Consider the following 21,634-nt stretch of genomic DNA (forward strand, 5'->3'; position numbering starts at 1 on the left):
TTCCGAGCACGCTTACAAACGGGGCTGTTTGGTGTATAATAGTTAAGTGAATTTAACTTATGTTAGAGTGGACGAAGTAAAGGCTTGCTTATTGATGGAAGAGAGAGAAAGTAGGATTTTCATATATTGTGAATAAGATGGAAGTAAGGTGGAGTTTGTTATGAAAACTGCGGATAAGATTTTAGGTTTGCTTGAGGAGAATAGGGGGAAGGCTATTTCGGGGGAAAGGCTTGCGAAAGTTTTGGGGATTAGCAGGGCGGCAGTATGGAAACATATCAAGGCTCTTAAGGAAGAGGGATATGAGATAAGTTCGGTGAGTAACAAGGGGTATGAATTAATGGATAGTGGAGATGTGTTTTCTACAAAGAGTGTTATGGACGAATTGATTGATGAGGAAAATGGTTATAAGGGGAAGATTAAGATTGAGGCTGAGGTAAGGGATGAGGTTACATCTACTAATGCTTTATTGAAGGACATTGCTGCAGAGGGAGTAGATGAAGGAAGAGTTTTGATAGCTAAGAGGCAGACTGCCGGCAGAGGAAGGCTGGGACGGAACTTTTTTTCACCTAAAAATGGAATATATTTAAGTATGTTGCTAAGACCGAATATGGATTTTAGAGAGGCTATGCTGCTTACTACAATAGCAGCAGTAGCAGTGGTTGAAGCTGTCAGAGAGGTGACAGGTAAGGATACGGGTGTAAAGTGGGTAAATGATGTTTATCTGGGTAGTAAAAAAATATGTGGAATACTTACTGAGGCAGTTACGGATGTAGAAAACGGCAGACTTTCTTATGCTGTGGTTGGAATTGGGATAAATATTACGAAACCTTTAGAGGAGAATTTTCCGGAGGAACTTAGGGAGATTGCAGGTTTTGTGTATGATGATGACGAGCCGCCAAAGGGAGTTATGAGTAAACTAACGGCAGCTATAGTAAAAAATTATTTTAAATATTATGAAAAACTACCAGAACATAGTTTTATGGAAAGTTATAAAAAGTATCAGACCTTATTAAATAAGGAAATTTTTGTGATTACACCGGAGGGCTCTAAGAAGGCAAGGGTTCTGGGAGTTGACGATGAGGCAAGATTACTGGTAAAATATGAAGATGGTAAAATAGAAGCATTATTTACCGGTGAAGTAAGTGTAAGGGAGGCTGGAAGTGAAAAAAGAAATATGCCGAGGTTTTAAGATTGTCAAATGTTTATCAATGTTTTTGCTCTGTGTAGGAATAGTACCCTTAGCTATGGGGTGCAAGTCTGGAAAAAATACGGTTGCAACTAATATAACATCTGTTGTAGAGAAGAATATGGATAAGGGTTATTCATTTAAAATAAAGGATACAGAATTTTTTATAGGGGAAGATCCTACGGAAAAAGTAAATAGGCTTGAATCGGATGCAGATTCTTTTACAGTGCCAAGCTGTGCTATGCAAGGTGAAGATAAGATTTATACATATAGTGGATTTACTCTTACAGCGCATGGGGATAGTGAAAACGGGGCATTTAAACTAGCATCAATATTGCTTACGGATGATAGCGTGCAGACAAAAGAGGGACTTTATATCGGGCAGACTAGAAAGGATGCCGAAAATCTGTATGGAAAAAAGAAGAAAAAAGAAAATGAATATATCTATAAAAAAGGCAGGATGGAATTAAGTATAATTTTTGAAGATGATAAGATAGTTTCTATTGAATATAGAGGATAAGGAGAAGGTTATGGTAAAGGTTGTATTACATGGATGTAATGGCAGAATGGGACAGATGTTATCGGGACTTATAGCTTTGGATGAGGGAATGATGGTAGTAGCCGGAATAGAGCCATCAGGTGAAGTTAAAAATGAATATCCTGTATATAAGAGTTTTGAGGAGTTTAAGGATGAGGCTGATGTAATTATAGACTTTTCTACGGCAGCTGCAATAGATGGACTTCTTAATTATTGTGAAAAAACGCATACTCCTCTTGTGCTTTGTTCTACAGGACTTTCTGAAAGTCAGCTTGAAAGGGTGGAGAAACTTGCCAGTGAGTCGGCAGTGCTTGTTTCTGCCAATATGTCACTTGGTATAAATGTGCTGCTTAAACTTCTTAAAAATGTTACAAAAACTCTTTATGGCAATGGTTTTGACATAGAAATAGTAGAGAAACATCATAATCAGAAATTAGATGCACCAAGTGGAACTGCACTTGCTCTTGCAGATGTTATGAGAGATGAACTTGATGAGATTTCCTATAATTTAAACAGGACAGAAGTAAGAAAGAAGAGAGATAGGGAAGAAATAGGTATTTCAGCAGTCAGAGGTGGTACCATAGTTGGTGAGCATGAAGTGATTTTTGCAGGTACTGACGAAGTTATTGAAATTAAGCATACTGCGTACTCAAGAGCCATCTTTGCAAAGGGAGCTATGAGTGCAGCGAAGTTTCTTAAGGGCAAGGGTGCAGGAAAGTACAATATGTCTGATGTAATTGGCTAAAATTATGAGTAAATTAAAAAAAACCTTGATTATTTCAGTTATAAGTCTTGTAATTCTTATGTTTTTAGGCGGATTTTCTTTATTTATAAATACACCTCTAAAATCTAGAATTACAGTAGAAGCAGGAGATAATGAGCTAAAGCAGACAGATTTTTATAAAAATCCACAGATTTATGAGGCCTTACTTAATTACCACATACCGTTGATAAATTGTAAGATGGTAACTTCTTTGAGTGATATACCATTTGATAAGCCTGGGGAGTATTCAGTACAGTTTTTGGTAAATGGAAAGATAAATACTACATTACTTACTGTTGAAGATACAGAATCTCCTGTTATTCTGACTAAGGAAGTGGTAATAGCTACAGGTGAAAAATGTAAAAAAGAGGACTTCGTGGATAGGATAGAAGATGCCACAAATACCAAGCTAAAAGCGGAGGGACTATCAGAATATAAGGGGAAGTCCGGAGTTTATAAAATAAAACTGATTGCTACGGACTTGGGTGGCAATAAATCAGAAGAGACTACCCTGCTTTATGTGTTGGATGTAAAAAGAAAACTGAAAATAGAGTTAGGCACAAAGGACTTATCAGCAAGCAAATTTTTAACAACAGAGCAGACAGGGCTTAAGTTAGAATATCGTGAAAAATTTAACATAAAGAAGGCTTTAAAAAAGACAGGTAAATATAAGGTTCCGCTAGTAGCCGTAGTTAAGAAGAATAAAAAAAATATAGATCTTAAGTTAGAAGTAGAGGATACAAAGCCGCCTATAATTAAAGGTGTACGAAATCTTACGATGTACATAGGAAGTCCTTTTTCTTATAGAGAAGGGGTGAGTGTTACAGATAATCAGCCTGGAGGCACAGCACTTATGGTAGATGCGTCCGGTGTAAACCCTAAAAAAGAGGGGATTTATAAGGTGTTTTACAGGTCAGAAGATAAGGCTGGGAATAAGGCTGAAAAAGGAGCAGAGGTAATAGTAAGAAAGTCTGATAAAAGTCATGTGGCTGAAGTAGCAAAATATGTGAAAGATACTTTAGAAGAGATAACTAAAAAAGATATGACAGAGTTAGAAAAGCTGGATAAGATATTTGAATTTTGCCACACAAAAATTAATTATACAGGTTATTCTGATAAAAGTAATTCTATTGAGGCAGCATATAATGGTTTTAGAACTCGTACAGGTGATTGTTTTACATACTATGCAGTATCCGAGGCTCTTATATCAGGAGCAGGGTTTGAAAATATTATGGTAACAAGAGATGGCGGAAGTAGCGACCATTTTTGGAATTTAATCAAATACAAGGATAAATGGTATCATTTTGACACCTGTCCTTTGGCAGGAGCAGGTTCTTTTAGAGCTTTTATGATTGGTGATTTGGAGCTTGCTGAATTCAGTAAGGACTACGGAAAAGCCAATCCTATGCATAAGGATTATTATAATTTTGAAAAAAATGCTTACCCGGATAGGGCAATGCATAAAGCGAAAGAAGATTGAATTTAGATGGAAAATATGACAGAGAAAAGGGAAGAAGTATTACATCACATAATGTGTATTTCAGGTGGGTTTATGGGCGGATATGCCTTGTTTAGCAGAGCTGGTAACTTTGGCTCTGCTCAGACAGGTAATCTTATAGAAATCATATTAAATATTTTTGGACGAGATTATAAAGAGGTAAGTTTAAGGCTTATAGCCCTTATGCTGTTTATTTTGGGAAATATATCAGGAGCTGTAATTAAACATAGGCTTGGGGTAATTGTATTAAAATACTATACTTTTTTAATTTTAATCTTAGGATTTATAATGCTTGCCTTTATTCCAAAAGAAGTATATATAGTTATAGCTTTATGGCCGATTTTCTTCGTTTCATCAGTACAGTGGTTTACTTTTGCAGGTACTAAAAAGTATAACTGTTCCACTATATTTTCGACCAATAACCTAAAGCAGATGGTATTAGGATATATTTATTATTATTTAACTAAGCAAGAAGAAGAGAGAGAAAAAGGCAGGTTTTATCTTGTATCTCTCATCTTCTTTCATATAGGAGTAGCTATTTCCATAGTGCTTTGTACTGAATTTGGTATAAAGGCAAGCCTTTTTGGGATTATCATCATTGTAGTAGCCTGGTTAATCTCTATAAATAGAAAAGTTAAGCAGAGCATCTTATGATAAGAAGTTCTACGGCTATCTCTTCATTCATTTCTCCGGTTTTTATAGCATTATCTGTAAAGAGGCATTGATTTACAGCCTCTTTAAGTTTTTCCGTAGAAAAATTTTGAGTTTGCTCTATGTATTTTGGCATATAATAAGGATTTATTTTAAGAGGCTTAGCTATTTCTCCTTTTCTTCCCTCATCAATCCACTGTTTAATGCAGTGAAGACGGTAAAAGTGTGTATTTATTAAGGATAAGATTTTAATGGGAGACTCTTGTAAACTTATTAAATCCAAATAAAGAGCCATGGCATTTTCACGCTCTTTTTTACCTATAAAATCCATTAAGTCAAATATCTTATCAGAAAGTTGTCTTGGACAGACATAATCAATATCTTCCTTAGTCGCCACTTTTTTTTCGTAAACATAGGCAATCAGTTTATTGGATTCGCTAAAAAGCTCGTCCATAGACATTCCTATGCGAATTACAAAATATTTTGCAAGTTCAGGACTTATTGATATGTTATTTGATGCAAGTTTATTTATAATTGCTTTTGACAATTCATTTTCATTTTGAATTTTAAATTCTTCAACCTGCCCGATTTTTGTTATGGCTTTATACAATTTGGTTCGTTTATCAACTTCTGTTTCTGCAAATATTATTACTGTGGTTTCAGGTATCTTATCTATATATGATGAAAGTTCGTTTGCAGCTGAGAAAAGTCCGGAGTTTTCAATGACAATGCATCTGTATTCTGAAAAAAAAGGAAGAGTTTGCATAGCAGCTATAACACTGCTTATATCAGTTATTTTTCCGGAAAATGTGCTTAGGTTTATAGCATCGCCAGAGCCAAGAATGGCTGTTTTCAAGGCGTTTTTATAGTACCTAATCATGTAAGGCTCAGCGCCGTAAAGCAGATAACAGCGTTTGAAAGAATGTTTTTTTATATGATCATCAAGTGTGGAAAGTGACATAAAAAGCTCCTTTAATTTTAACTTTGTGATATAAGTATAGGGTTAAAGGGAGGTAAAAGCAAGAGTAAAACAATATTCGGTTTAGACTTGAATGTGAAGTATATTTCTGATAAAATTTATTACGAATTACATAATTAATTGTAATATAAATTATTTGGAGGGAAAGATTATGCTTAAAAAAGTAACGAAGTTAGGGCTGGGGATCTGTGCCTTTGCGCTTGCATCAACTATGTTAATTACTGCAAATGTTAAGGCGGATATCAGAGAGGACGAGCCACTAAAAGTTGGGGATAATGTAACAGCTACATTAGATAAAATAGGAATATTGACCATATCAGGTACAGGTGATATGTGGAATGATGAAGATGACGCTTCAGAATATTATAATAAGTGGTTTGATAATAAAAAAAGCAGCATTTATAAGATAGTTATAAAAAAGGGTGTAACATCAATAGGGAGAAAGGCTTTTCATCAGCTTGAAAGTGTACAGAGTGTATCCATACCTAATACAGTAACAAGTATTGAGTCTTACGCTTTTAAAATGACAAAAGCTTTAAAAAAGATTAAAATTCCTGCCTCAGTGAATAAAATTGGTGTTAAGGCATTTTACGAATCTGGAATTGAAAAATGTACTATTGGCAAGAATATTACTGAAATAGATGATTTTGCTTTTGCCCACTGTACAGAATTAAAAAGTGTTTCTATACCATCAGGAGTTCAATCAGTTGGTCAAGGTGCCTTTATGGAAAGTGGAGTTTCCGAAGTTAGTATAGGTGATAGGGTAGGGAGTATAAAAAAAGATGCATTTCCATCTGTAAAAGCTAAAATCTTTTCAACCAATGTGATTATTGCAGAAAATGCTTTTGCTGCTGGTTCAGAAATTACTGCTTATAAGGGTTCATCTGCTGATGAGTTTGCAAAAAATAATAATCTTATAATTAATTATTTTAAAGATAAGAATGATAAAAATTCTAAGCTTATCAAGGTAGCTAAGGTAAAGGTAAAAGCTTTAAATAAGAGTATTCAGGTAAGTTTTGCCAAGGTTAAAGGGGCGAAAGGATATGAAATAGTATATGCATCTAATTCAGCCATGCTTGAGCCTGGAAAGATAACATCAGTAAATAACAGCAGTATTATAAAGGGACTTGAAAAAGGTAAAACTTACTATATAAAAGTAAGAGCTTATAATAAAGTTAAAGGCAAAAAAGTATTTGGGAAATATAGTAAAGTAGTTAAAGCTAAAACAAAATAATAAATATAGAATCGGAGCTAAAAAGATCCGCTTTTGGTATAGTAGTTTTATTTTTACTCTGATAAAATTTAGGTAAATAGGATGGAGATATTTCAAGTGCGGCTAAAGCATATGTTTTTAATTCCTTTAATATAAGGATTTCAGGTACTAAAAGTTTTTCTGAAAAAATAGTTTTAGCTGGTCCTGAGCCTGGAAGTAAATCAAGAAGTAGAGACTATTATTATTGTAAAGGGGCACATCGACATGCAGTAAAAGTAGTGCAGGAACATAAAAGCAACTGGGATGGTGTTTTATGGACAAAAGAATATTATGTGGACATAGATGTTCCAGAAATTAAATGTTATTCGGAGGACACCTAAAATATGTTTTATGAGAAGATGAATGAAAAGGTAATTGTTTTCAGTAAATGTCTCTGTTTAATTATTTTTGTACTGATTGCAATAAATATTATAAATTTATGCTTATTTTCAACTTTTATTGCAGAGTATATAATGGCTAAAGCTTTGCCACTTTCAATATTAGCGGTAGCTGATGCAATTATTTTATTTTCATTAAAACATAGCTCTAAAAACTAAAAGTTAGAAAATTTTTGTTGAAAAATTTGATATAGTAAAATGTGGAATAGGAATAATTAATTTCTTATTCCATATTCTGCTTAATTTTAACAAAATTCTTCATCCTTGCCAACTCCCACCCCTCTGTGCTATAATTATCACTCGTAAAACAATTGGAATAAAATCTAAAATAAAAGGTGGTGAGATAGTGGTAGAGTTAGACCAGTTTAAAGTTACATTAAACTCTTATGCAGAGCCATTAGTCGAAGTGAGGGATTCACTTTGACTTAACAAGCAAAAAAATGAGGCTTGAAGAGTTGAACAGGCTTATATCAGAGCCGGGATTTTGGGATGATTCAGATAAGGCAAATGCTACTATGGCAGAAATATCGGGACTTAAAAATGGTATAGAGGGCTTTGATGAATTACAGACTTTATATGATGATATAGGTGCGCTTATAGAAATGGCAGAGGAAGAAAATGATTCTTCTATGATTTCAGAAATAGAAGATGAGCTAGAAAGATTTAAGACTGAATTTGATACTCTTAGAATTTCCACTCTGCTTAGCGGAGCTTATGATAAAGATAATGCTATTATTACCTTACACGCAGGTGCAGGTGGTACAGAAGCTTGTGACTGGACAAGTATCCTTATGAGAGCCTATACCAGATGGGCAGAAAGAAAGGGATTTAAGACAGAGGTTATTGATTATCTTGCAGGAGAAGAGGCTGGAGTAAAGTCCTGTACAATAGAGATAACAGGTACTAATGCTTATGGTTATTTAAAAAGTGAGCATGGAGTACATCGTTTGGTTCGAATTTCTCCGTTTAATGCTGCAGGCAAGAGACAAACTTCATTTGTATCTTGTGATGTAATGCCTGATATAGAAGAGGATATAGATATTGAGATTAAAGATGATGATATAAGAATAGATACATTTCGCTCAAGTGGTGCGGGAGGTCAGCATATCAATAAAACATCTTCTGCTATTAGAATTACGCACTTTCCTTCAGGAATAGTTGTAAGCTGTCAGAACGAACGTTCTCAGTTTCAAAATAAGGCGAAGGCTATGCAGATGCTTAAGGCAAAACTCTATATGCTAAAACAGCAGGAAAATGAAGCAAAGGAAGCCGGAATCAGAGGAGAGCAGAAAGATATTGCATGGGGCAGTCAGATACGCTCCTATGTTTTGCAGCCTTATACTATGGTAAAAGATCATAGGACGAATGTAGAAATTGGAAATGCACAGACAGTGCTTGATGGAAATTTCGATCCTTTTATAAATGCATATTTAAAGTGGAAGAGTATTAAAAAAGAAGACTAATTATAAAAAGTCAGTATGGGAGGTATTCCTATGCTGACTTTTTTGTTGAATAGGACTAGTAATATGTTGTTATATTTTATAATTAAATACAAAAAATACACTATAAAACTATAATCTTTACCACTTGAAATTAATCTGCTGTCATGGTATTATTCTTTCTATTACGAACAAATGCCCACTAAGGGCATACAAAAAGCAAAAATTTACAGATATAACTAGTAAGAGATGGGTAGAATAATGAAAAAAGATAAGTTATATGTTGTTTCGGAAAGAGCCTTACCGGAGGTTCTTTTGCAAGTTGTTGAGGCGAAAAAATTGCTTGATACTAAAAAGGTAACAACAGTTGGTGAGGCGGCTGAGGCGGTAGGCATAAGCAGAAGTTCATTCTATAAGTACAAAGATGAGATTAATTTTTTTTATGAAGATGCAAGAGGAAAGACAATTTCATTTTTACTTGAGATGGAAGATAGGCAAGGTTTACTATCAGAGGTACTTAAAGAGGTTGCACTTCATGGAGTAAATATCCTAACCATTCACCAAAGTATACCTGTGAACGGGTTGGCATCGCTGTCATTAAGCCTTCAGGTGTCGGATGGATTTACAGATGTAACAGAAATGGTATCGAGTATAGAAGCAATCGAAGGTATTAGAAGGATGAAAATACTAGCAAGAGAATAAATTAGAGGTGATAAATGGTTAAAGTAGGAATAATAGGGTATGGTACAGTTGGATCGGGAGTTTTTGAGGTACTGGATGTAAATAAAGAGAGTATTGCAGAGAAATCGGGAGAGGAAATACAGGTAAAGAGAATATGCGATTTAAGAGAGTTTCCTGGTGATAAGGCGGAAAAACTTATAACACATGATTTTAATGATATATTAAAGGACAGTGAAATATCGGTAGTTGTTGAAACAATGGGTGGAACTAAACCAGCTTATGATTTTGTAAAGGCATCTATTGAGGCAGGTAAAAGTGTCTGTACTTCTAATAAAGAGCTTGTGGCAACATATGGAGCAGGGCTTATTAAGCTTGCAAAACAGCATAATGTGAATTTTCTTTTTGAAGCGAGTGTAGGAGGAGGAATACCGGTAATCAGACCTTTAAATCATGCACTTACAGCCGAGAAAGTTGTAGAGATAAAAGGAATACTTAATGGAACTACAAACTTTATTCTTACTAAGATGAGTAGGGAAGGCTCAGATTATGCTACTGTTTTGAAAGAGGCACAGGACATGGGTTATGCAGAGAAAAATCCTACAGCAGATGTAGAAGGCTTTGATACTTGCAGAAAAATAGCTATACTTACTTCTCTTGCCTATGGTAAGCAGGTAGATTATAATGATATACAGACAGAGGGGATTACAAAGATAACTAAGGAAGACATGGATTATGCAAAGGCTTTGGATGCCTCAATAAAACTGATAGGGGAAAGCAAGATAGAAGATGGATCAGTGTATGCAAGAGTAGCGCCTGCACTTATAGGTAGAGAGCAGCCTCTTTATAGTGTACATGATGTGTTCAATGCTATTTTTATAAAAGGAAATATGGTTGATGATGTTATGTTCTATGGAAGAGGAGCAGGAAAGCTGCCTACAGCAAGTGCTGTTGTAGCAGATATAGTAGATGCAGTTAAGAATAAGGATAGGCACATAACTACAATTTGGGAAGAAGACAAACTTAAGCTTGGTGACATAAGGCAGTATAAGCAGAGATTTTTTGTAAGAGTTCCTGAAAGTGATAAGCAGGATGCAAAAAATAGTTTTTCAGAGTGTGAAGAAGTAAAGACTGAAAAAGTGAAGGGAGAATTTGCCTTTATTACAGCACCTATGAGTGAGAATGAATTTGATGATGTAGTAAAGGGACTGAATGTAATTAATAGAATAATAGTAAATTTTTAAAAACATCTTGCAAATATCATCATTAAGAGTTAGGCTATAAGGTATGGTATTTGCAGATATTTTACTTTTTAAAAGTAAATTTTTCTATATAATTAATTATTGAATTAGATTTTATTTAGATTTGAGATGATTTGGAGGAAAAGTAATTGTTGAAAGTAGTTAAATTTGGAGGAAGTTCGCTTGCAAATGCGGAACAGTTTAAGAAGGTTGGAGATATTATAAAGTTAGAAAATGAACGCAGATATGCAATACCTTCTGCACCGGGCAAAAGATTTAATGCAGATATAAAAGTAACAGATTTATTATATAAATGTCAGGAAAAGTCTGCAAATAATGAAGATTTTTCGGAGGAATTTACAGATATTAAATCCAGATATAATGAGATTATAGAAGGACTTGGTATTGATCTTTCACTTGAAGAAGAATTTGCTGTAATAGAAAAGAATCTTAAAGAAAAGGCCGGAAAGGACTATGCTGCATCAAGAGGTGAGTATTTAAATGGAATCATCATGTCTAAATACCTAGGTTTTACTTTCATTGATGCTGCAACAGTATTATTCTTTAATAAGGATGGTATTTTTGATTCTGAAAAGACAAATGAAATTCTGGGAGAGAAGTTAAAAAATATTGAATATGCGGTAATACCGGGATTTTATGGGGCATTGCCTGATGGAACAATCAAGACTTTTTCAAGAGGAGGCTCGGACATAACAGGGGCTATTGTAGCTAGGGCTGTAAAAGCTGATGTTTATGAAAACTGGACAGATGTATCCGGATTTTTAGTGGCAGACCCAAGAATTATTTATGATCCTAAGCCGATAGATATAATTACTTATAAAGAGTTAAGAGAGCTATCTTATATGGGGGCATCAGTCTTACATGAAGATTCTATATTTCCGGTAAGAATAGCAGGAATTCCTGTAAATATAAAAAATACTAATGCACCTGAAGAGCCGGGGAGCTGGATAGTTGAAAGTACAGGGCAGAAGTCTAAATATATTATTACAGGTATTGCAGGTAGAAAAGGATTCTCTGCTATCAACATCGACAAGGATATGATGAATGTTGAGGTGGGGTTTGGGAGAAAGGTACTTCAAGCATTTGAAGAAAATAATATTTCTTTTGAACATATGCCATCCGGAATAGATACAATGACACTTTTCGTAGAGCAGAAAGCTTTTGAGCCAAAGGAACAGCTTGTAGTTTCGGCAATTCATAAACTTGCAGAACCGGATTCAATAGAAATAGAGTCGGGTATAGCTCTTGTTGCTGTAGTTGGTAGAGGAATGAAGTCGGTAAGAGGTACAGCAGGAAGAATATTTGCGGCACTTGCTCATGCAAGAATTAATGTGAGGATGATTGATCAGGGATCTAGTGAGTTAAATATTATAATTGGTGTAGATAATGATGATTTTGAACTTGCAATCAAGGCTATTTATGACATATTTGTTGAAGTTCAGTTATAATTTGAAGTAAAGATTTTAGAGGTTAATACAATGGATATAGCAAAAAAGATTGCAGAAGAGCTGGGGATTAAGGTAGAACAGGTAAATGCAGTAATAAAACTTATAGATGAGGGGAATACCATTCCTTTTATAGCAAGATATAGAAAAGAACAGCATGGGGCACTGAACGATGAGGTGCTGCGTAATTTGGATGAAAGGCTTAGATATCTGAATAATCTTGAAGATAGAAAGACTCAGGTTATAGGACTTATAGATGAGCAGGGAAAACTCACTGAAGAATTAAAGTCTGCGATAGAGGCAGCAGAGACTCTGGTTTCTGTTGAGGATTTGTACAGACCTTATAAGCAAAAAAGGAGAACTAGGGCTACTATTGCAAAAGAGGCTGGACTTTCAGGATTGGCATCCATAATTTTACTTCAGCAGACAGAAAAACTGTTGGAGGAAGAGGCTCTTTCTTATATAAATGAGGAAAAAGGAATTTTAGATGCTAGTTCTGCAATCAAGGGAGCAATGGACATTATCGCAGAAGAAGTATCGGACAACGCAGATTATAGAAAATTTATTAGAAACATTACCTTTGAAAAGGGAAATGTGGTTTCAGAAGCAAAAGATAAAGAAACGGAATCCGTTTACGAAACTTATTATAGTTTTAGTGAGCCGGTAAAAAAGATTACAGGTTATAGAATACTTGCAATTAATCGTGGAGAAACTGAAAAGGTTTTAACAGTAAAGATAGAAGCTCCGGTAGATGAAATATTAGACTACTTATGTAGAAAAGTTATAATCAGCGATAATAAGAATACATTAGAAGTGCTTAAAGAAACAGTAATTGATGCCTACACAAGATTGATTGCTCCGTCTATAGAAAATGAAATAAGGGCAGAACTTACAGATACAGCAGAAGATGGTGCGATTAAGGTATTTGGAAAGAACCTTACACAGTTGCTTATGCAACCACCTATTTTGGGAAAAAGAGTACTTGGCTGGGATCCTGCTTTTAGAACAGGCTGTAAACTAGCTGTTATTGATGAAACCGGAAAGGTGCTTTATACAACAGTGGTTTACCCTACAGAACCACAAAATAAGGTAGCTGAAACTAAGAAAATAGTAGCAGATTTAGTTAAAAAATATGGAATTTCACTGATTTCTGTAGGAAATGGTACTGCCTCCAGAGAGTCAGAGAAGATAATATCGGATATGATTAAGGAACTGCATATTCCTGTTTCTTATGTAATTGTAAATGAGGCGGGAGCATCTGTATATTCTGCAAGCAAGCTGGCTACAGAAGAATTTCCGGAATTTGATGTTGGACAGAGAAGTGCGACTTCCATAGCAAGGAGACTTCAAGATCCACTAGCAGAGCTTGTAAAGATAGAGCCAAAAGCTATAGGTGTAGGGCAGTATCAGCATGATATGAACAAAAAGAAGCTTGAAGAAGCGCTTGGCGGAGTTGTGGAGGATTGTGTAAATAAGGTAGGAGTAGACCTAAATACAGCCTCAGCACCTCTTCTTTCCTATGTTTCGGGTATAAATGGAACAATAGCCAAAAATATTGTGAAATATAGAGAAGAAAATGGAAGATTTAAAAATAGAAAAGAGCTTTTAAAAGTTGCTAAACTTGGACCTAAGGCATTTTTACAGTGTGCAGGTTTTATGCGTATACTGGATGGCGAAAATCCTCTTGATTCAAGTAGTGTACATCCTGAGTCTTACAAGGTGGCGGAAGAAATTTTAAAGGTCTTAGGTTATGATTTATCGGAACTTAAGGGAGGAATTAAAGGAATATCTGCTGAAATAAAGAAACACCCTGATTTAACTGCAAAGGTAGATGTTGGAGAACTGACTCTTAAAGATATTATAAATGAGCTTGAAAAGCCGGGAAGAGATCCAAGAGCAGATCTTCCTGCACCTATACTTCGCACAGACGTTATGGATATGAAAGACCTTAAAGAAGGAATGGTGATGAAGGGAACAGTACGCAATGTGATTGATTTTGGTGCTTTTGTGGATATAGGAGTGCATCAGGATGGACTTGTTCATATCTCTGAATTATCAGATAAAAAATTTGTTAAACATCCGCTGGAAGTTGTCAGTGTTGGTGACATAGTTGATGTAAAGGTTATTGGGGTAGATATTCCAAAGAAAAGAATATCTTTAAGTATTAAACAGGCAAAGGGCTAAGAAATGACAGTTTATGAAAGTTTTTCGGAAAAAATGACCTATGAAATAGGCAAAAAATTTGGAGAAAAGGCAAGTAAGGGAGATATTATCTGCCTTGAGGGAGATTTAGGAGTTGGAAAAACCGTATTTACAAAAGGTTTTGCTAAAGGGCTGGGTATAGAAGAAAATATAGACAGCCCTACTTTTACTATAATTCAGGAATACAGAGAGGGCAGGTTGCCACTTTTTCATTTTGATACATACCGAATAGGAGATGTTTTTGAGATGGATGAAATAGGGTATGAGGATTATTTTTATGGTGACGGCGTATGCCTTATTGAATGGCCTTCACGCATTGAAGAGCTTATCCCATCATCAGCAGTTTACATTAATATAGAGAAAGATTTGGGCAAAGGATTTGATTATAGAAGGGTTATGGTAAAATAATGAAGCTGATAGGTATAGACAGTTCAGGTTTAGTTGCATCAGTTGCAATAGTTGAAGATGATATTCTTATTGCAGAGTATACTGTGGAGAATAAAAAAACACACTCTACTACGCTTATGCCGATGCTTGATGAAATTATTAAAATGTCTGAAACAGATTTAAAAGAGGTTGGAGCTATCGCTGTTGCAGCAGGGCCGGGATCGTTTACAGGACTTAGAATAGGTTCGGCTACTGCTAAAGGATTGGCTTATAGCCTTAACATACCGATAATACCCGTACCAACTCTTGCAGCTTTAGCTTACAATATACAGTTTTTTGATGGTATTATCTGTCCTATTATGGATGCAAGAAGAGAACAGGTATATAATGGGATATATACATTTGCCGATAGTGAATTCAGGGAAATCAAAGTGCAGAGAGCGATGGCACTTGAAGAACTTATCGATGAGCTTAATGTTGAATTTATAGGACAAAGTGTTGTCTTTCTTGGAGATGGAGTGCCTGTATACAAGAAAAATATAGAAGAAAGGCTGAAACTTAAGCATTTTTATGCTCCTGCAAATATTTCAAAACAAAGAGCAGGAAGTGTAGCAGTTTTAGGGAAAATGTACTATAATAGAGATATTATAGAAACAGCAGAAAGCCATGAGCCTGTATACTTAAGGCTTTCACAGGCAGAAAGAGAAAGAAGAGAAAAAGAGCAGGCTGATAAATAAGATGAACATAGATAAAATAGAAATAGTAGAGTTTAGTGATGAATACTGTTCTCAGGTTGCCGAAATAGAAAGAAAAATTTTCTCCCGGCCTTGGTCAAAAGAGGCTTTTTTTGAGTGTATTAAAAATCCGAATAGACATTATTTTTGTGCACTAAGTAGTGGAAAAGTTTTAGGCTATTGTGGCTATTGGAGTGTACTGGATGAGGCAGAAATTTATAATGTTGCTGTCAAAGAAGAAGCTAGAGGCAAGGGGATAGGGCAAAGGCTTTTAGAAAAACTCATAGAATACGGAAAAATAGATGGTAGAAAAAAGTTTTTACTGGAAGTAAGATATGGAAACAAAACTGCGATTAATTTGTATAAAAAATTAGGATTTAAAGAAGATGGCATAAGACCTAAGTTCTATGATGAACCGAAGGAAGATGCCTTACTTATGTCATTAGAAATAGAGGATGAATAATGCTTGATATATGTTTGCTAGGTACAGGAGGGATGATGCCTCTTCCTAACAGGTTTTTAACCTCACTTCTGGTAAGGTACAATGGCAATAGTGTGCTTATAGATTGTGGAGAGGGAACACAGGTTGCTGTTAAGAAAAAAGGTTGGAGTGTCAATCCAATAGGGCTTATTTGCATAACACACTTTCATGGCGACCATGTTGCAGGAATTCCGGGATTGCTACTCTCGATAGGCAATTCGGGAAGGACTGAGCCTATTACCATAATTGGGCCAAAGGGAATAGAAAGGGTAGTCAAATCTTTGTGTATAATTGCTCCGGAACTTCCGTTTCAGGTAAATTTTGTGGAAATAGAAGGCGATGGAGGAAGTTTCGAGTTTTTTGGAATAAATATAGAGGCATTTAAGCTTAAACATAATGTAATTTGTTATGGTTATAATATAAAGGTTGATAGAGCAGGAAGGTTTTTACCGGATAAGGCGAAAGAAAATGATGTTCCATTGAAATGTTGGAATAGGCTGCAGAAGGGTGAAATCGTTGAAGTTGATGGAAAGACCTATACCCCTGAGATGGTTATGGGTGAGGCAAGGAGGGGACTTAAAGTTACATATTGTACAGATACAAGGCCTATCCCTATAATTGCAGAAAAGGCTAAGGATGCTGATTTGTTTATATGTGAAGGTATGTATGGAGATCATGAATCGAACTATAAGGCTAAAGATAAGAAACATATGACTATGTATGAGGCTTGTGAGCTGGCTAAGATAGCGGTACCAAGAAAAATGTGGCTTACTCATTATAGTCCGTCAATGGCACATCCAGAACAATACATAAGGGAAGCAAAAGAGATATTTAGCGGAGTTAAACTTGGTAAGGATGGAAAAAGCATAGATTTAATGTTTGATGAAGACTAATAAGGGGGTGCTTATGTATAAAAAAGCGCAAAATCCGATTGTTGTTATTGTAGTAATGGTGGCTCTGGCAGCAGCCGTTATAGGTGGATTTTTCCTAGTGCGTAGCATAGGAGATAAGAATAGAGAAGTAAGAAAGAGTAAGACAGAGGTTGAAAAGTTGATGGAACTTGACCTTGATAATAATTATCCAGGTACTGCAAGAGAAGTTCTGAAAATTAATAACAGACTTATGAAGTGTTATTATAATGAGGAACTAAATGATGATCAGATTAAGGTTCTTGCAGCTCAGAATCAAAAGCTTTTTGATGAGGAATTGTTGAAGAGAAATCCTTATGATACATATTTACCGAGGCTAAAGAAAGAAATTGAAGGTTATAAGAAATCTAAGGTTACAATAATTAATATTGGCTTACAGGAACTTGCAGAAGCTGAAACAGAAGAGCGTGGTGGGTATAAGTTTTGTAATCTTTTAGTGTCATTTTTTTTAAAAGAGGGAAATGGTCACAAAAAAACTAATCATAAGTATTATCTAAGAGAAGATAAAGATGGAAAGTGGAAGATTCTTTTTTGGGAAGTAACAAAAAGGACATTCTAGAAAGAAGATATAAAAATGAATATATTGGCTATTGAATCGTCATGCGATGAGACTGCTGCGGCAGTAGTTAAAGATGGTAGAGATGTGCTTTCCAATATTATATCATCGCAGATAGAAATACACAAACTTTATGGAGGGGTAGTGCCTGAAATTGCCTCCAGAAAGCATATTGAGAAAGTAATTCAGGTTGTAGATGAGGCGTTAAAAAAAGCAGAACTTAGTATGGAAGAAATAGATGCGATAGCAGTAACCTATGGTCCCGGTTTGGTTGGGGCGTTATTGGTAGGAGTTGCTGTGGCTAAATCTATAGCTTTTGCAAATAATAAGCCACTTATAGGTGTGCATCACATAGAAGGGCATATTTCTGCAAATTATATTGAGAATAAAGAATTAGAGCCTCCGTTCTTATGCCTTGTTGTGTCCGGAGGGCATACTAATCTTGTTATTGTTAAGGATTACGGTGAGTATGAGGTTTTAGGAAAGACTAGAGATGATGCAGCGGGAGAGGCTTTTGACAAGGTGGCAAGAGCTATAGGACTTGGTTATCCCGGCGGCCCTAAGATTCAGAAAATATCTGAGGAAGGTGATAAAAATGCAATCAGTTTTCCTAGAGCCAAGGTAGTGGACAATCCGTTTGATTTTAGTTTCAGTGGTGTTAAATCATCGGTGCTTAACTACTTAAATTCTTGTGAAATGAAAGGTGAAGAGATAAATAAAGCTGATGTTGCAGCATCTTTTCAAGAAGCAGTAGTAGATGTGTTGGTAAGTCATACTATTGAAGGTGCAAGGCAATTAGACTTTAATAAAATTGCAATGGCGGGGGGAGTGGCATCAAATACAGCTTTAAGAGCTGCAATGAAAAATGCTTGTGAGAAAAGAGGACTTGAGTTGTTTTATCCGTCGCCTATTCTTTGTACAGATAATGCAGCAATGATAGGGGCTGCGGCGTATTATGATTATAAAAAAGGAATGTTGGCAGATTTAACATTAAATGCAGTACCTAGCTTGAAACTTGGGCAGAGATAATCTTCCCACAAGCTGATATGGTATTTAATTATTAGAAAGGCAGATATATGAAAGAAAATTGGAAATTTAGTGAATTAGAATATGTTCGTCCTGATTTTGATAAGATTAAGAAAAGTTTTGAGACAAGCATAGAAAGAATGAAGGCAGCAGACAGCTTTACAGAAGCATTGTCTGTGTATATGGAGGCTGACAAAGAATTAGCTGAGCTTATAATGATGTATACAATATCCTATATAAGGCACACCTTGGATACCTCAGATAAGTTTTATGAAGAAGAGCAGAGAGTGCTTGACGAAACCTTCCCTACTTTTGGCCCTTTATCGGTTGCATTTGAGAATGCAATAATGGAAAGTAAATTCAAGGGGGATTTTGAGGCTAAATTTGGAAAACAGTTTTTTATGTCTATGGAATTAAATAAAAAAAGTTTTTCAGAGAAAAATATACCCCTTATCCAGCAGGAAGTAAAACTTACAAGTGAATATCAGAAAATGATGGCGTCATGTAAAATAAACTTTGATGGTAAGGAATTAAATCTTTATGGTATTCAGAAGTATTTTGAGCATGAAGATAGAGAAGTAAGAAAAAGTGCATTTAGGGCATATTCTGAATTTTATCGTAGTAATGAAACTCGTCTTGAAGAAATATGGTCGGAGCTAATTAAAATCAGAAATGAAATGGGAAGGAACTTGGGTTTTGAAAATTATATTCCTTTAGGATATATGAAACAGGGAAGAACGGATTATGGACAGGCTGAAGTTGAGTCTTTTAGAAAACAGGTAGAGGCTTACCTTGTTCCACTTTGTAAGGAACTTTATAAGGCGCAGGCCAAGAGAATAGGTGTTGATGCAGTTTACAGCTATGATGAGAAGAGGGTTTTTGCAGACGGAAATGCTGTACCGGCAGGTGATGATGATTTTATGATAGAAAAGGCAAGAGAAATGTATCATGACTTGAGTCCGGAAACAGCTGAATTCATAGACTTTATGGTGGAACATGATTTGCTTGACCTTAAAAATAAGCCTAATAAGGCATCGACAGGGTACATGACAAGTTTTTCACCTATAAAAGCACCTTTTGTGTTTTCTTGTTTTAACGGCACTATTTTTGATATGATGGTGCTCACTCATGAATTGGGTCATGCTTTTGCAGGATATATGGCAATGCGTAACCAGCCTATTTCATCTTATTATTCAGAGTCTACCGACATAGCAGAAATACACTCTATGAGTATGGAACAGTTTGCCTACCCTTATGCAGAGAAATTTTTTGGAGCTGATGCAGATAAGTACCGTTTCCAGCATTTGCAAGAGGCGATTACCTTTGTACCTTTTGGGGTTGCAGTAGATGAATTTCAGCATATCTGCTATGCAAAACCAGAGCTTACTCCTAGAGAGAGAACTTATGAATGGCATAAATTAGAAGAGAAATATATGCCTTGGAGAAAATATGATGAAAGTGATGAATTTATGAATAGGGGAGGCTATTGGTATCATAAACTTCATATTTTCCAGGATCCTATGTATTATATAAATTATACCCTAACAACTATGGGAGCGATGGAGTTTAAGAAGAAATATGCAGAAGATAAGGAGAAGGCTTGGGAAGACTATCTTAAGCTCTGCAAGGTTGGAGGAAGTCTAAGATATCTTGAGACACTTAAATATGCCAATGTTTCCAATCCTTTTGAAGTTGGTTCCGTTGAAAAGTCCTGCTCTTATGCTAAAGAAATTTTAGAAGAGCAGATGAAAAAGATGTAGGAGAATAAGTTGAACAAAATCAATTATCAAAAAGTTTTAGATGAAAAAATAGAAGAATTTCTAAAAGAGGGCAGAGTTCCTGCTCTCTTTCTCCATGCTTGCTGTGCTCCTTGCAGCAGTTACACATTAGAATACTTAAGTAAATATTTTAACATAACAATATATTTTTATAATCCTAATATAGATACTAAAGAAGAGTATGAAATGCGTATAAAAGAACTTACCAGACTGATTAAAGAGATGCCGCTTGAACATGAAGTGAAATTGATAAGCGGTACTTATGAACCTGAGAAGTTTTATGAGATTGCAAAGGGCAGAGAAGACCAGCCGGAGGGTGGAGCAAGATGCTATCGCTGTTATGAACTTCGTATGGAAGAGGCTGCAAGGGCTGCGAAAGAATATGATGCAGATTATTTTACTACTACACTCTCAATCAGTCCGCATAAAAATGCAGACTGGTTGAATAGCCTTGGTGAGAAATTTGGAGAAAAGTATGAAATTCCTTATCTTTATTCAGATTTTAAGAAAAAGGGAGGATACCATAGGTCGGTACAATTATCAAAAGAGTATGGCCTTTATAGGCAGGACTACTGCGGTTGTGTATATTCTAAAGCCGAGGCTGAAAAGAGAAATGAAGGAAGAAAATGAAGAGCTGTTATTTTTTATTGTCTTTAATTTTAATGAAAAAATAACTTGTATAACGAAATAAAAAAATAACAGCAGTTAAAATGAAAGGAAGAGTTTTTAATTCCTTTATTTTAATAGGTAGCCTATAAATAAATCCATAGCCGAGTATTAAGTGCAGTAAAATTGCAGCTGTAAAAGTGAGCTTAAATATACTTAATTCTGATAATTGCCTTTCTTTTTTGTTTGATAAAAGCAACCAGTGTAAGGCATTATAAAATATCATAGCGAAGGCGGCAGCAGGGTTATGATTTCCCCAAAATAAGAGCACAATGAAAATTATGAAAAAGCTTAAGTTGATTAAATTTCTTGTGAGCTTAAGGCTTTGATATAAAGGAGAGGTATTTATATGTTTCATAAAATACACCTTTCTTAAAAAATATATACTTACTATACTACAAATATTTGAAAAGATAAATGCTAAAATAAAGTAAATATAAAAAGTACAGAAGAATGGAGAAGTTTTATGCAAGAGAAGATTAAAAAAATAGGAATGGGACTATTGGCATTAGTAATGTTTATAAGTTTGTTTCTTTCACAGACGGTGTTTGCAAAAACATCTGATAGTTATACCAGTTTAATTCAGGACTATAAGATTGTAAAAGTAAAAGTGCCGGATAAGGATTTTTTGACAGATAATTGGAATTATAGTTTGCATTCTAAATCCGATAAGGACAGATGGGCGGTACAAACAACTGTTTTCACAAGAGCAGAAGATGTGAATAATCAGGATTTTCAACCTGCACAAAAATTTTCAAAGGGGAAAACTATCCGTATAGGAGAGAA

General features: G+C 35.2%; 22 protein-coding genes. 20 read left to right on the forward strand and 2 right to left on the reverse strand.

Annotated elements, in window-relative coordinates:
* Positions 1–160 precede the first annotated feature (160 nt).
* The 5 genes from ACTTG8_RS07000 to ACTTG8_RS07020 are packed head-to-tail and all read left to right on the forward strand — an operon-like array spanning position 161 to position 4,639.
* Positions 161–1,189, forward strand: a complete 1,029-nt coding sequence (locus ACTTG8_RS07000) for a biotin--[acetyl-CoA-carboxylase] ligase (RefSeq protein WP_442561409.1) — start codon at positions 161–163, stop codon at positions 1,187–1,189.
* The gene (locus ACTTG8_RS07005; protein WP_442561410.1) at positions 1,161–1,706 is read left to right on the forward strand and encodes a hypothetical protein; all 546 of its coding nucleotides are present in this window, start codon (positions 1,161–1,163) and stop codon (positions 1,704–1,706) included. Before ACTTG8_RS07000 ends, ACTTG8_RS07005 begins: the two co-directional genes overlap by 29 nt.
* A 10-nt stretch (positions 1,707–1,716) precedes the next feature.
* Complete coding sequence (dapB, locus tag ACTTG8_RS07010) at positions 1,717–2,469, forward strand: 4-hydroxy-tetrahydrodipicolinate reductase (protein WP_442561411.1); 753 nt, start codon at positions 1,717–1,719, stop codon at positions 2,467–2,469.
* Positions 2,470–2,473: 4 nt separating this feature from the next.
* Entirely contained in the window at positions 2,474–3,967 is a 1,494-nt protein-coding gene (locus tag ACTTG8_RS07015) for a transglutaminase domain-containing protein (protein ID WP_442561412.1), read from the forward strand.
* A gap of 15 nt (positions 3,968–3,982) precedes the next feature.
* A complete protein-coding gene (locus tag ACTTG8_RS07020) occupies positions 3,983–4,639 on the forward strand; it encodes a YoaK family protein (protein WP_442561413.1) in 657 nt (218 codons plus the stop codon).
* Here the strand turns inward: ACTTG8_RS07020 and holA are convergent.
* Complete coding sequence (gene holA, locus ACTTG8_RS07025; RefSeq protein WP_442561414.1) at positions 4,620–5,597, reverse strand: DNA polymerase III subunit delta; 978 nt, start codon at positions 5,595–5,597, stop codon at positions 4,620–4,622. The genes ACTTG8_RS07020 and holA overlap by 20 nt on opposite strands.
* A gap of 169 nt (positions 5,598–5,766) precedes the next feature.
* Between holA and ACTTG8_RS07030 the strand changes: the two genes are divergently transcribed.
* The 14 genes from ACTTG8_RS07030 to ACTTG8_RS07095 all read left to right on the forward strand — a co-directional run bounded on the left by ACTTG8_RS07030 (position 5,767) and on the right by ACTTG8_RS07095 (position 20,812).
* Positions 5,767–6,849, forward strand: a complete 1,083-nt coding sequence (locus ACTTG8_RS07030; RefSeq protein ID WP_442561415.1) for a leucine-rich repeat protein — start codon at positions 5,767–5,769, stop codon at positions 6,847–6,849.
* A gap of 762 nt (positions 6,850–7,611) precedes the next feature.
* Positions 7,612–8,728, forward strand: a protein-coding gene (gene prfB, locus ACTTG8_RS07035; RefSeq protein WP_442561416.1) for a peptide chain release factor 2 whose coding sequence is annotated in 2 segments (ribosomal slippage) — positions 7,612–7,686 and positions 7,688–8,728 — 1,116 coding nt in all. Because the reading frame shifts where the segments join, the coding sequence is not laid out codon by codon here.
* A gap of 234 nt (positions 8,729–8,962) precedes the next feature.
* Positions 8,963–9,406: an ACT domain-containing protein gene (locus ACTTG8_RS07040; protein ID WP_442561430.1), complete on the forward strand. Its 444-nt coding sequence runs from the start codon at positions 8,963–8,965 to the stop codon at positions 9,404–9,406.
* 14 nt (positions 9,407–9,420) lie between these two features.
* Entirely contained in the window at positions 9,421–10,626 is a 1,206-nt protein-coding gene (locus ACTTG8_RS07045; protein ID WP_442561417.1) for a homoserine dehydrogenase, read from the forward strand.
* Between the two features lie 146 nt (positions 10,627–10,772).
* Positions 10,773–12,092: an aspartate kinase gene (locus ACTTG8_RS07050; protein ID WP_442561418.1), complete on the forward strand. Its 1,320-nt coding sequence runs from the start codon at positions 10,773–10,775 to the stop codon at positions 12,090–12,092.
* A gap of 30 nt (positions 12,093–12,122) precedes the next feature.
* Positions 12,123–14,273 (forward strand): Tex family protein, encoded by a 2,151-nt coding sequence (locus ACTTG8_RS07055; protein WP_442561419.1) that lies wholly within the window; start codon positions 12,123–12,125, stop codon positions 14,271–14,273.
* 3 nt (positions 14,274–14,276) lie between these two features.
* Positions 14,277–14,699 carry a tRNA (adenosine(37)-N6)-threonylcarbamoyltransferase complex ATPase subunit type 1 TsaE gene (tsaE, locus tag ACTTG8_RS07060; protein ID WP_442561420.1) on the forward strand — a complete coding sequence of 141 codons (423 nt, stop codon included), beginning with the start codon at positions 14,277–14,279 and terminating at the stop codon, positions 14,697–14,699.
* Positions 14,699–15,415, forward strand: a complete 717-nt coding sequence (tsaB, locus tag ACTTG8_RS07065; RefSeq protein WP_442561421.1) for a tRNA (adenosine(37)-N6)-threonylcarbamoyltransferase complex dimerization subunit type 1 TsaB — start codon at positions 14,699–14,701, stop codon at positions 15,413–15,415. Before tsaE ends, tsaB begins: the two co-directional genes overlap by 1 nt.
* 1 nt (position 15,416) lies before the next feature.
* Positions 15,417–15,875: a ribosomal protein S18-alanine N-acetyltransferase gene (gene rimI / locus ACTTG8_RS07070; protein WP_442561422.1), complete on the forward strand. Its 459-nt coding sequence runs from the start codon at positions 15,417–15,419 to the stop codon at positions 15,873–15,875.
* The gene (locus tag ACTTG8_RS07075) at positions 15,875–16,786 is read left to right on the forward strand and encodes a ribonuclease Z (RefSeq protein ID WP_442561423.1); all 912 of its coding nucleotides are present in this window, start codon (positions 15,875–15,877) and stop codon (positions 16,784–16,786) included. The genes rimI and ACTTG8_RS07075 overlap by 1 nt, the downstream gene beginning before the upstream one ends.
* Before the next feature lie 13 nt (positions 16,787–16,799).
* The gene (locus ACTTG8_RS07080; protein ID WP_442561424.1) at positions 16,800–17,381 is read left to right on the forward strand and encodes a DUF6715 family protein; all 582 of its coding nucleotides are present in this window, start codon (positions 16,800–16,802) and stop codon (positions 17,379–17,381) included.
* Positions 17,382–17,396: 15 nt separating this feature from the next.
* Positions 17,397–18,407: a tRNA (adenosine(37)-N6)-threonylcarbamoyltransferase complex transferase subunit TsaD gene (gene tsaD, locus ACTTG8_RS07085; protein ID WP_442561425.1), complete on the forward strand. Its 1,011-nt coding sequence runs from the start codon at positions 17,397–17,399 to the stop codon at positions 18,405–18,407.
* A 47-nt stretch (positions 18,408–18,454) separates the two neighbouring features.
* Positions 18,455–20,164 (forward strand): M3 family oligoendopeptidase, encoded by a 1,710-nt coding sequence (locus ACTTG8_RS07090; protein ID WP_442561426.1) that lies wholly within the window; start codon positions 18,455–18,457, stop codon positions 20,162–20,164.
* Between the two features lie 9 nt (positions 20,165–20,173).
* Entirely contained in the window at positions 20,174–20,812 is a 639-nt protein-coding gene (locus ACTTG8_RS07095; protein ID WP_442561427.1) for an epoxyqueuosine reductase QueH, read from the forward strand.
* A gap of 7 nt (positions 20,813–20,819) precedes the next feature.
* Here ACTTG8_RS07095 and ACTTG8_RS07100 read toward each other — a convergent pair whose 3' ends face one another.
* Entirely contained in the window at positions 20,820–21,206 is a 387-nt protein-coding gene (locus tag ACTTG8_RS07100; protein WP_442561428.1) for a hypothetical protein, read from the reverse strand.
* A 108-nt stretch (positions 21,207–21,314) separates the two neighbouring features.
* Between ACTTG8_RS07100 and ACTTG8_RS07105 the strand changes: the two genes are divergently transcribed.
* On the forward strand, positions 21,315–21,634 hold a 320-nt coding region (locus ACTTG8_RS07105), incomplete at its 3' end, for a hypothetical protein (RefSeq protein WP_442561429.1).

This window comes from Catonella sp. (assembly GCF_052173895.1).
Lineage (GTDB): Bacteria > Bacillota > Clostridia > Lachnospirales > Lachnospiraceae > Catonella.

Excerpts from the sequence above, each read along its gene's own strand:
- tsaB (WP_442561421.1), top strand. The coding sequence starts at position 14,699 with ATGAAGCTGATAGGTATAGACAGTTCAGGTTTAGTTGCATCAGTTGCA.
- ACTTG8_RS07020 (WP_442561413.1), top strand. The coding sequence starts at position 3,983 with ATGACAGAGAAAAGGGAAGAAGTATTACATCACATAATGTGTATTTCA.
- ACTTG8_RS07000 (WP_442561409.1), top strand. The coding sequence starts at position 161 with ATGAAAACTGCGGATAAGATTTTAGGTTTGCTTGAGGAGAATAGGGGG.
- ACTTG8_RS07090 (WP_442561426.1), top strand. The coding sequence starts at position 18,455 with ATGAAAGAAAATTGGAAATTTAGTGAATTAGAATATGTTCGTCCTGAT.
- ACTTG8_RS07075 (WP_442561423.1), top strand. The coding sequence starts at position 15,875 with ATGCTTGATATATGTTTGCTAGGTACAGGAGGGATGATGCCTCTTCCT.
- rimI (WP_442561422.1), top strand. The coding sequence starts at position 15,417 with ATGAACATAGATAAAATAGAAATAGTAGAGTTTAGTGATGAATACTGT.
- holA (WP_442561414.1), bottom strand. The coding sequence starts at position 5,597 with ATGTCACTTTCCACACTTGATGATCATATAAAAAAACATTCTTTCAAA.
- ACTTG8_RS07055 (WP_442561419.1), top strand. The coding sequence starts at position 12,123 with ATGGATATAGCAAAAAAGATTGCAGAAGAGCTGGGGATTAAGGTAGAA.
- ACTTG8_RS07100 (WP_442561428.1), bottom strand. The coding sequence starts at position 21,206 with ATGAAACATATAAATACCTCTCCTTTATATCAAAGCCTTAAGCTCACA.
- ACTTG8_RS07080 (WP_442561424.1), top strand. The coding sequence starts at position 16,800 with ATGTATAAAAAAGCGCAAAATCCGATTGTTGTTATTGTAGTAATGGTG.
- ACTTG8_RS07045 (WP_442561417.1), top strand. The coding sequence starts at position 9,421 with ATGGTTAAAGTAGGAATAATAGGGTATGGTACAGTTGGATCGGGAGTT.
- ACTTG8_RS07015 (WP_442561412.1), top strand. The coding sequence starts at position 2,474 with ATGAGTAAATTAAAAAAAACCTTGATTATTTCAGTTATAAGTCTTGTA.
- tsaE (WP_442561420.1), top strand. The coding sequence starts at position 14,277 with ATGACAGTTTATGAAAGTTTTTCGGAAAAAATGACCTATGAAATAGGC.
- dapB (WP_442561411.1), top strand. The coding sequence starts at position 1,717 with ATGGTAAAGGTTGTATTACATGGATGTAATGGCAGAATGGGACAGATG.
- tsaD (WP_442561425.1), top strand. The coding sequence starts at position 17,397 with ATGAATATATTGGCTATTGAATCGTCATGCGATGAGACTGCTGCGGCA.
- ACTTG8_RS07030 (WP_442561415.1), top strand. The coding sequence starts at position 5,767 with ATGCTTAAAAAAGTAACGAAGTTAGGGCTGGGGATCTGTGCCTTTGCG.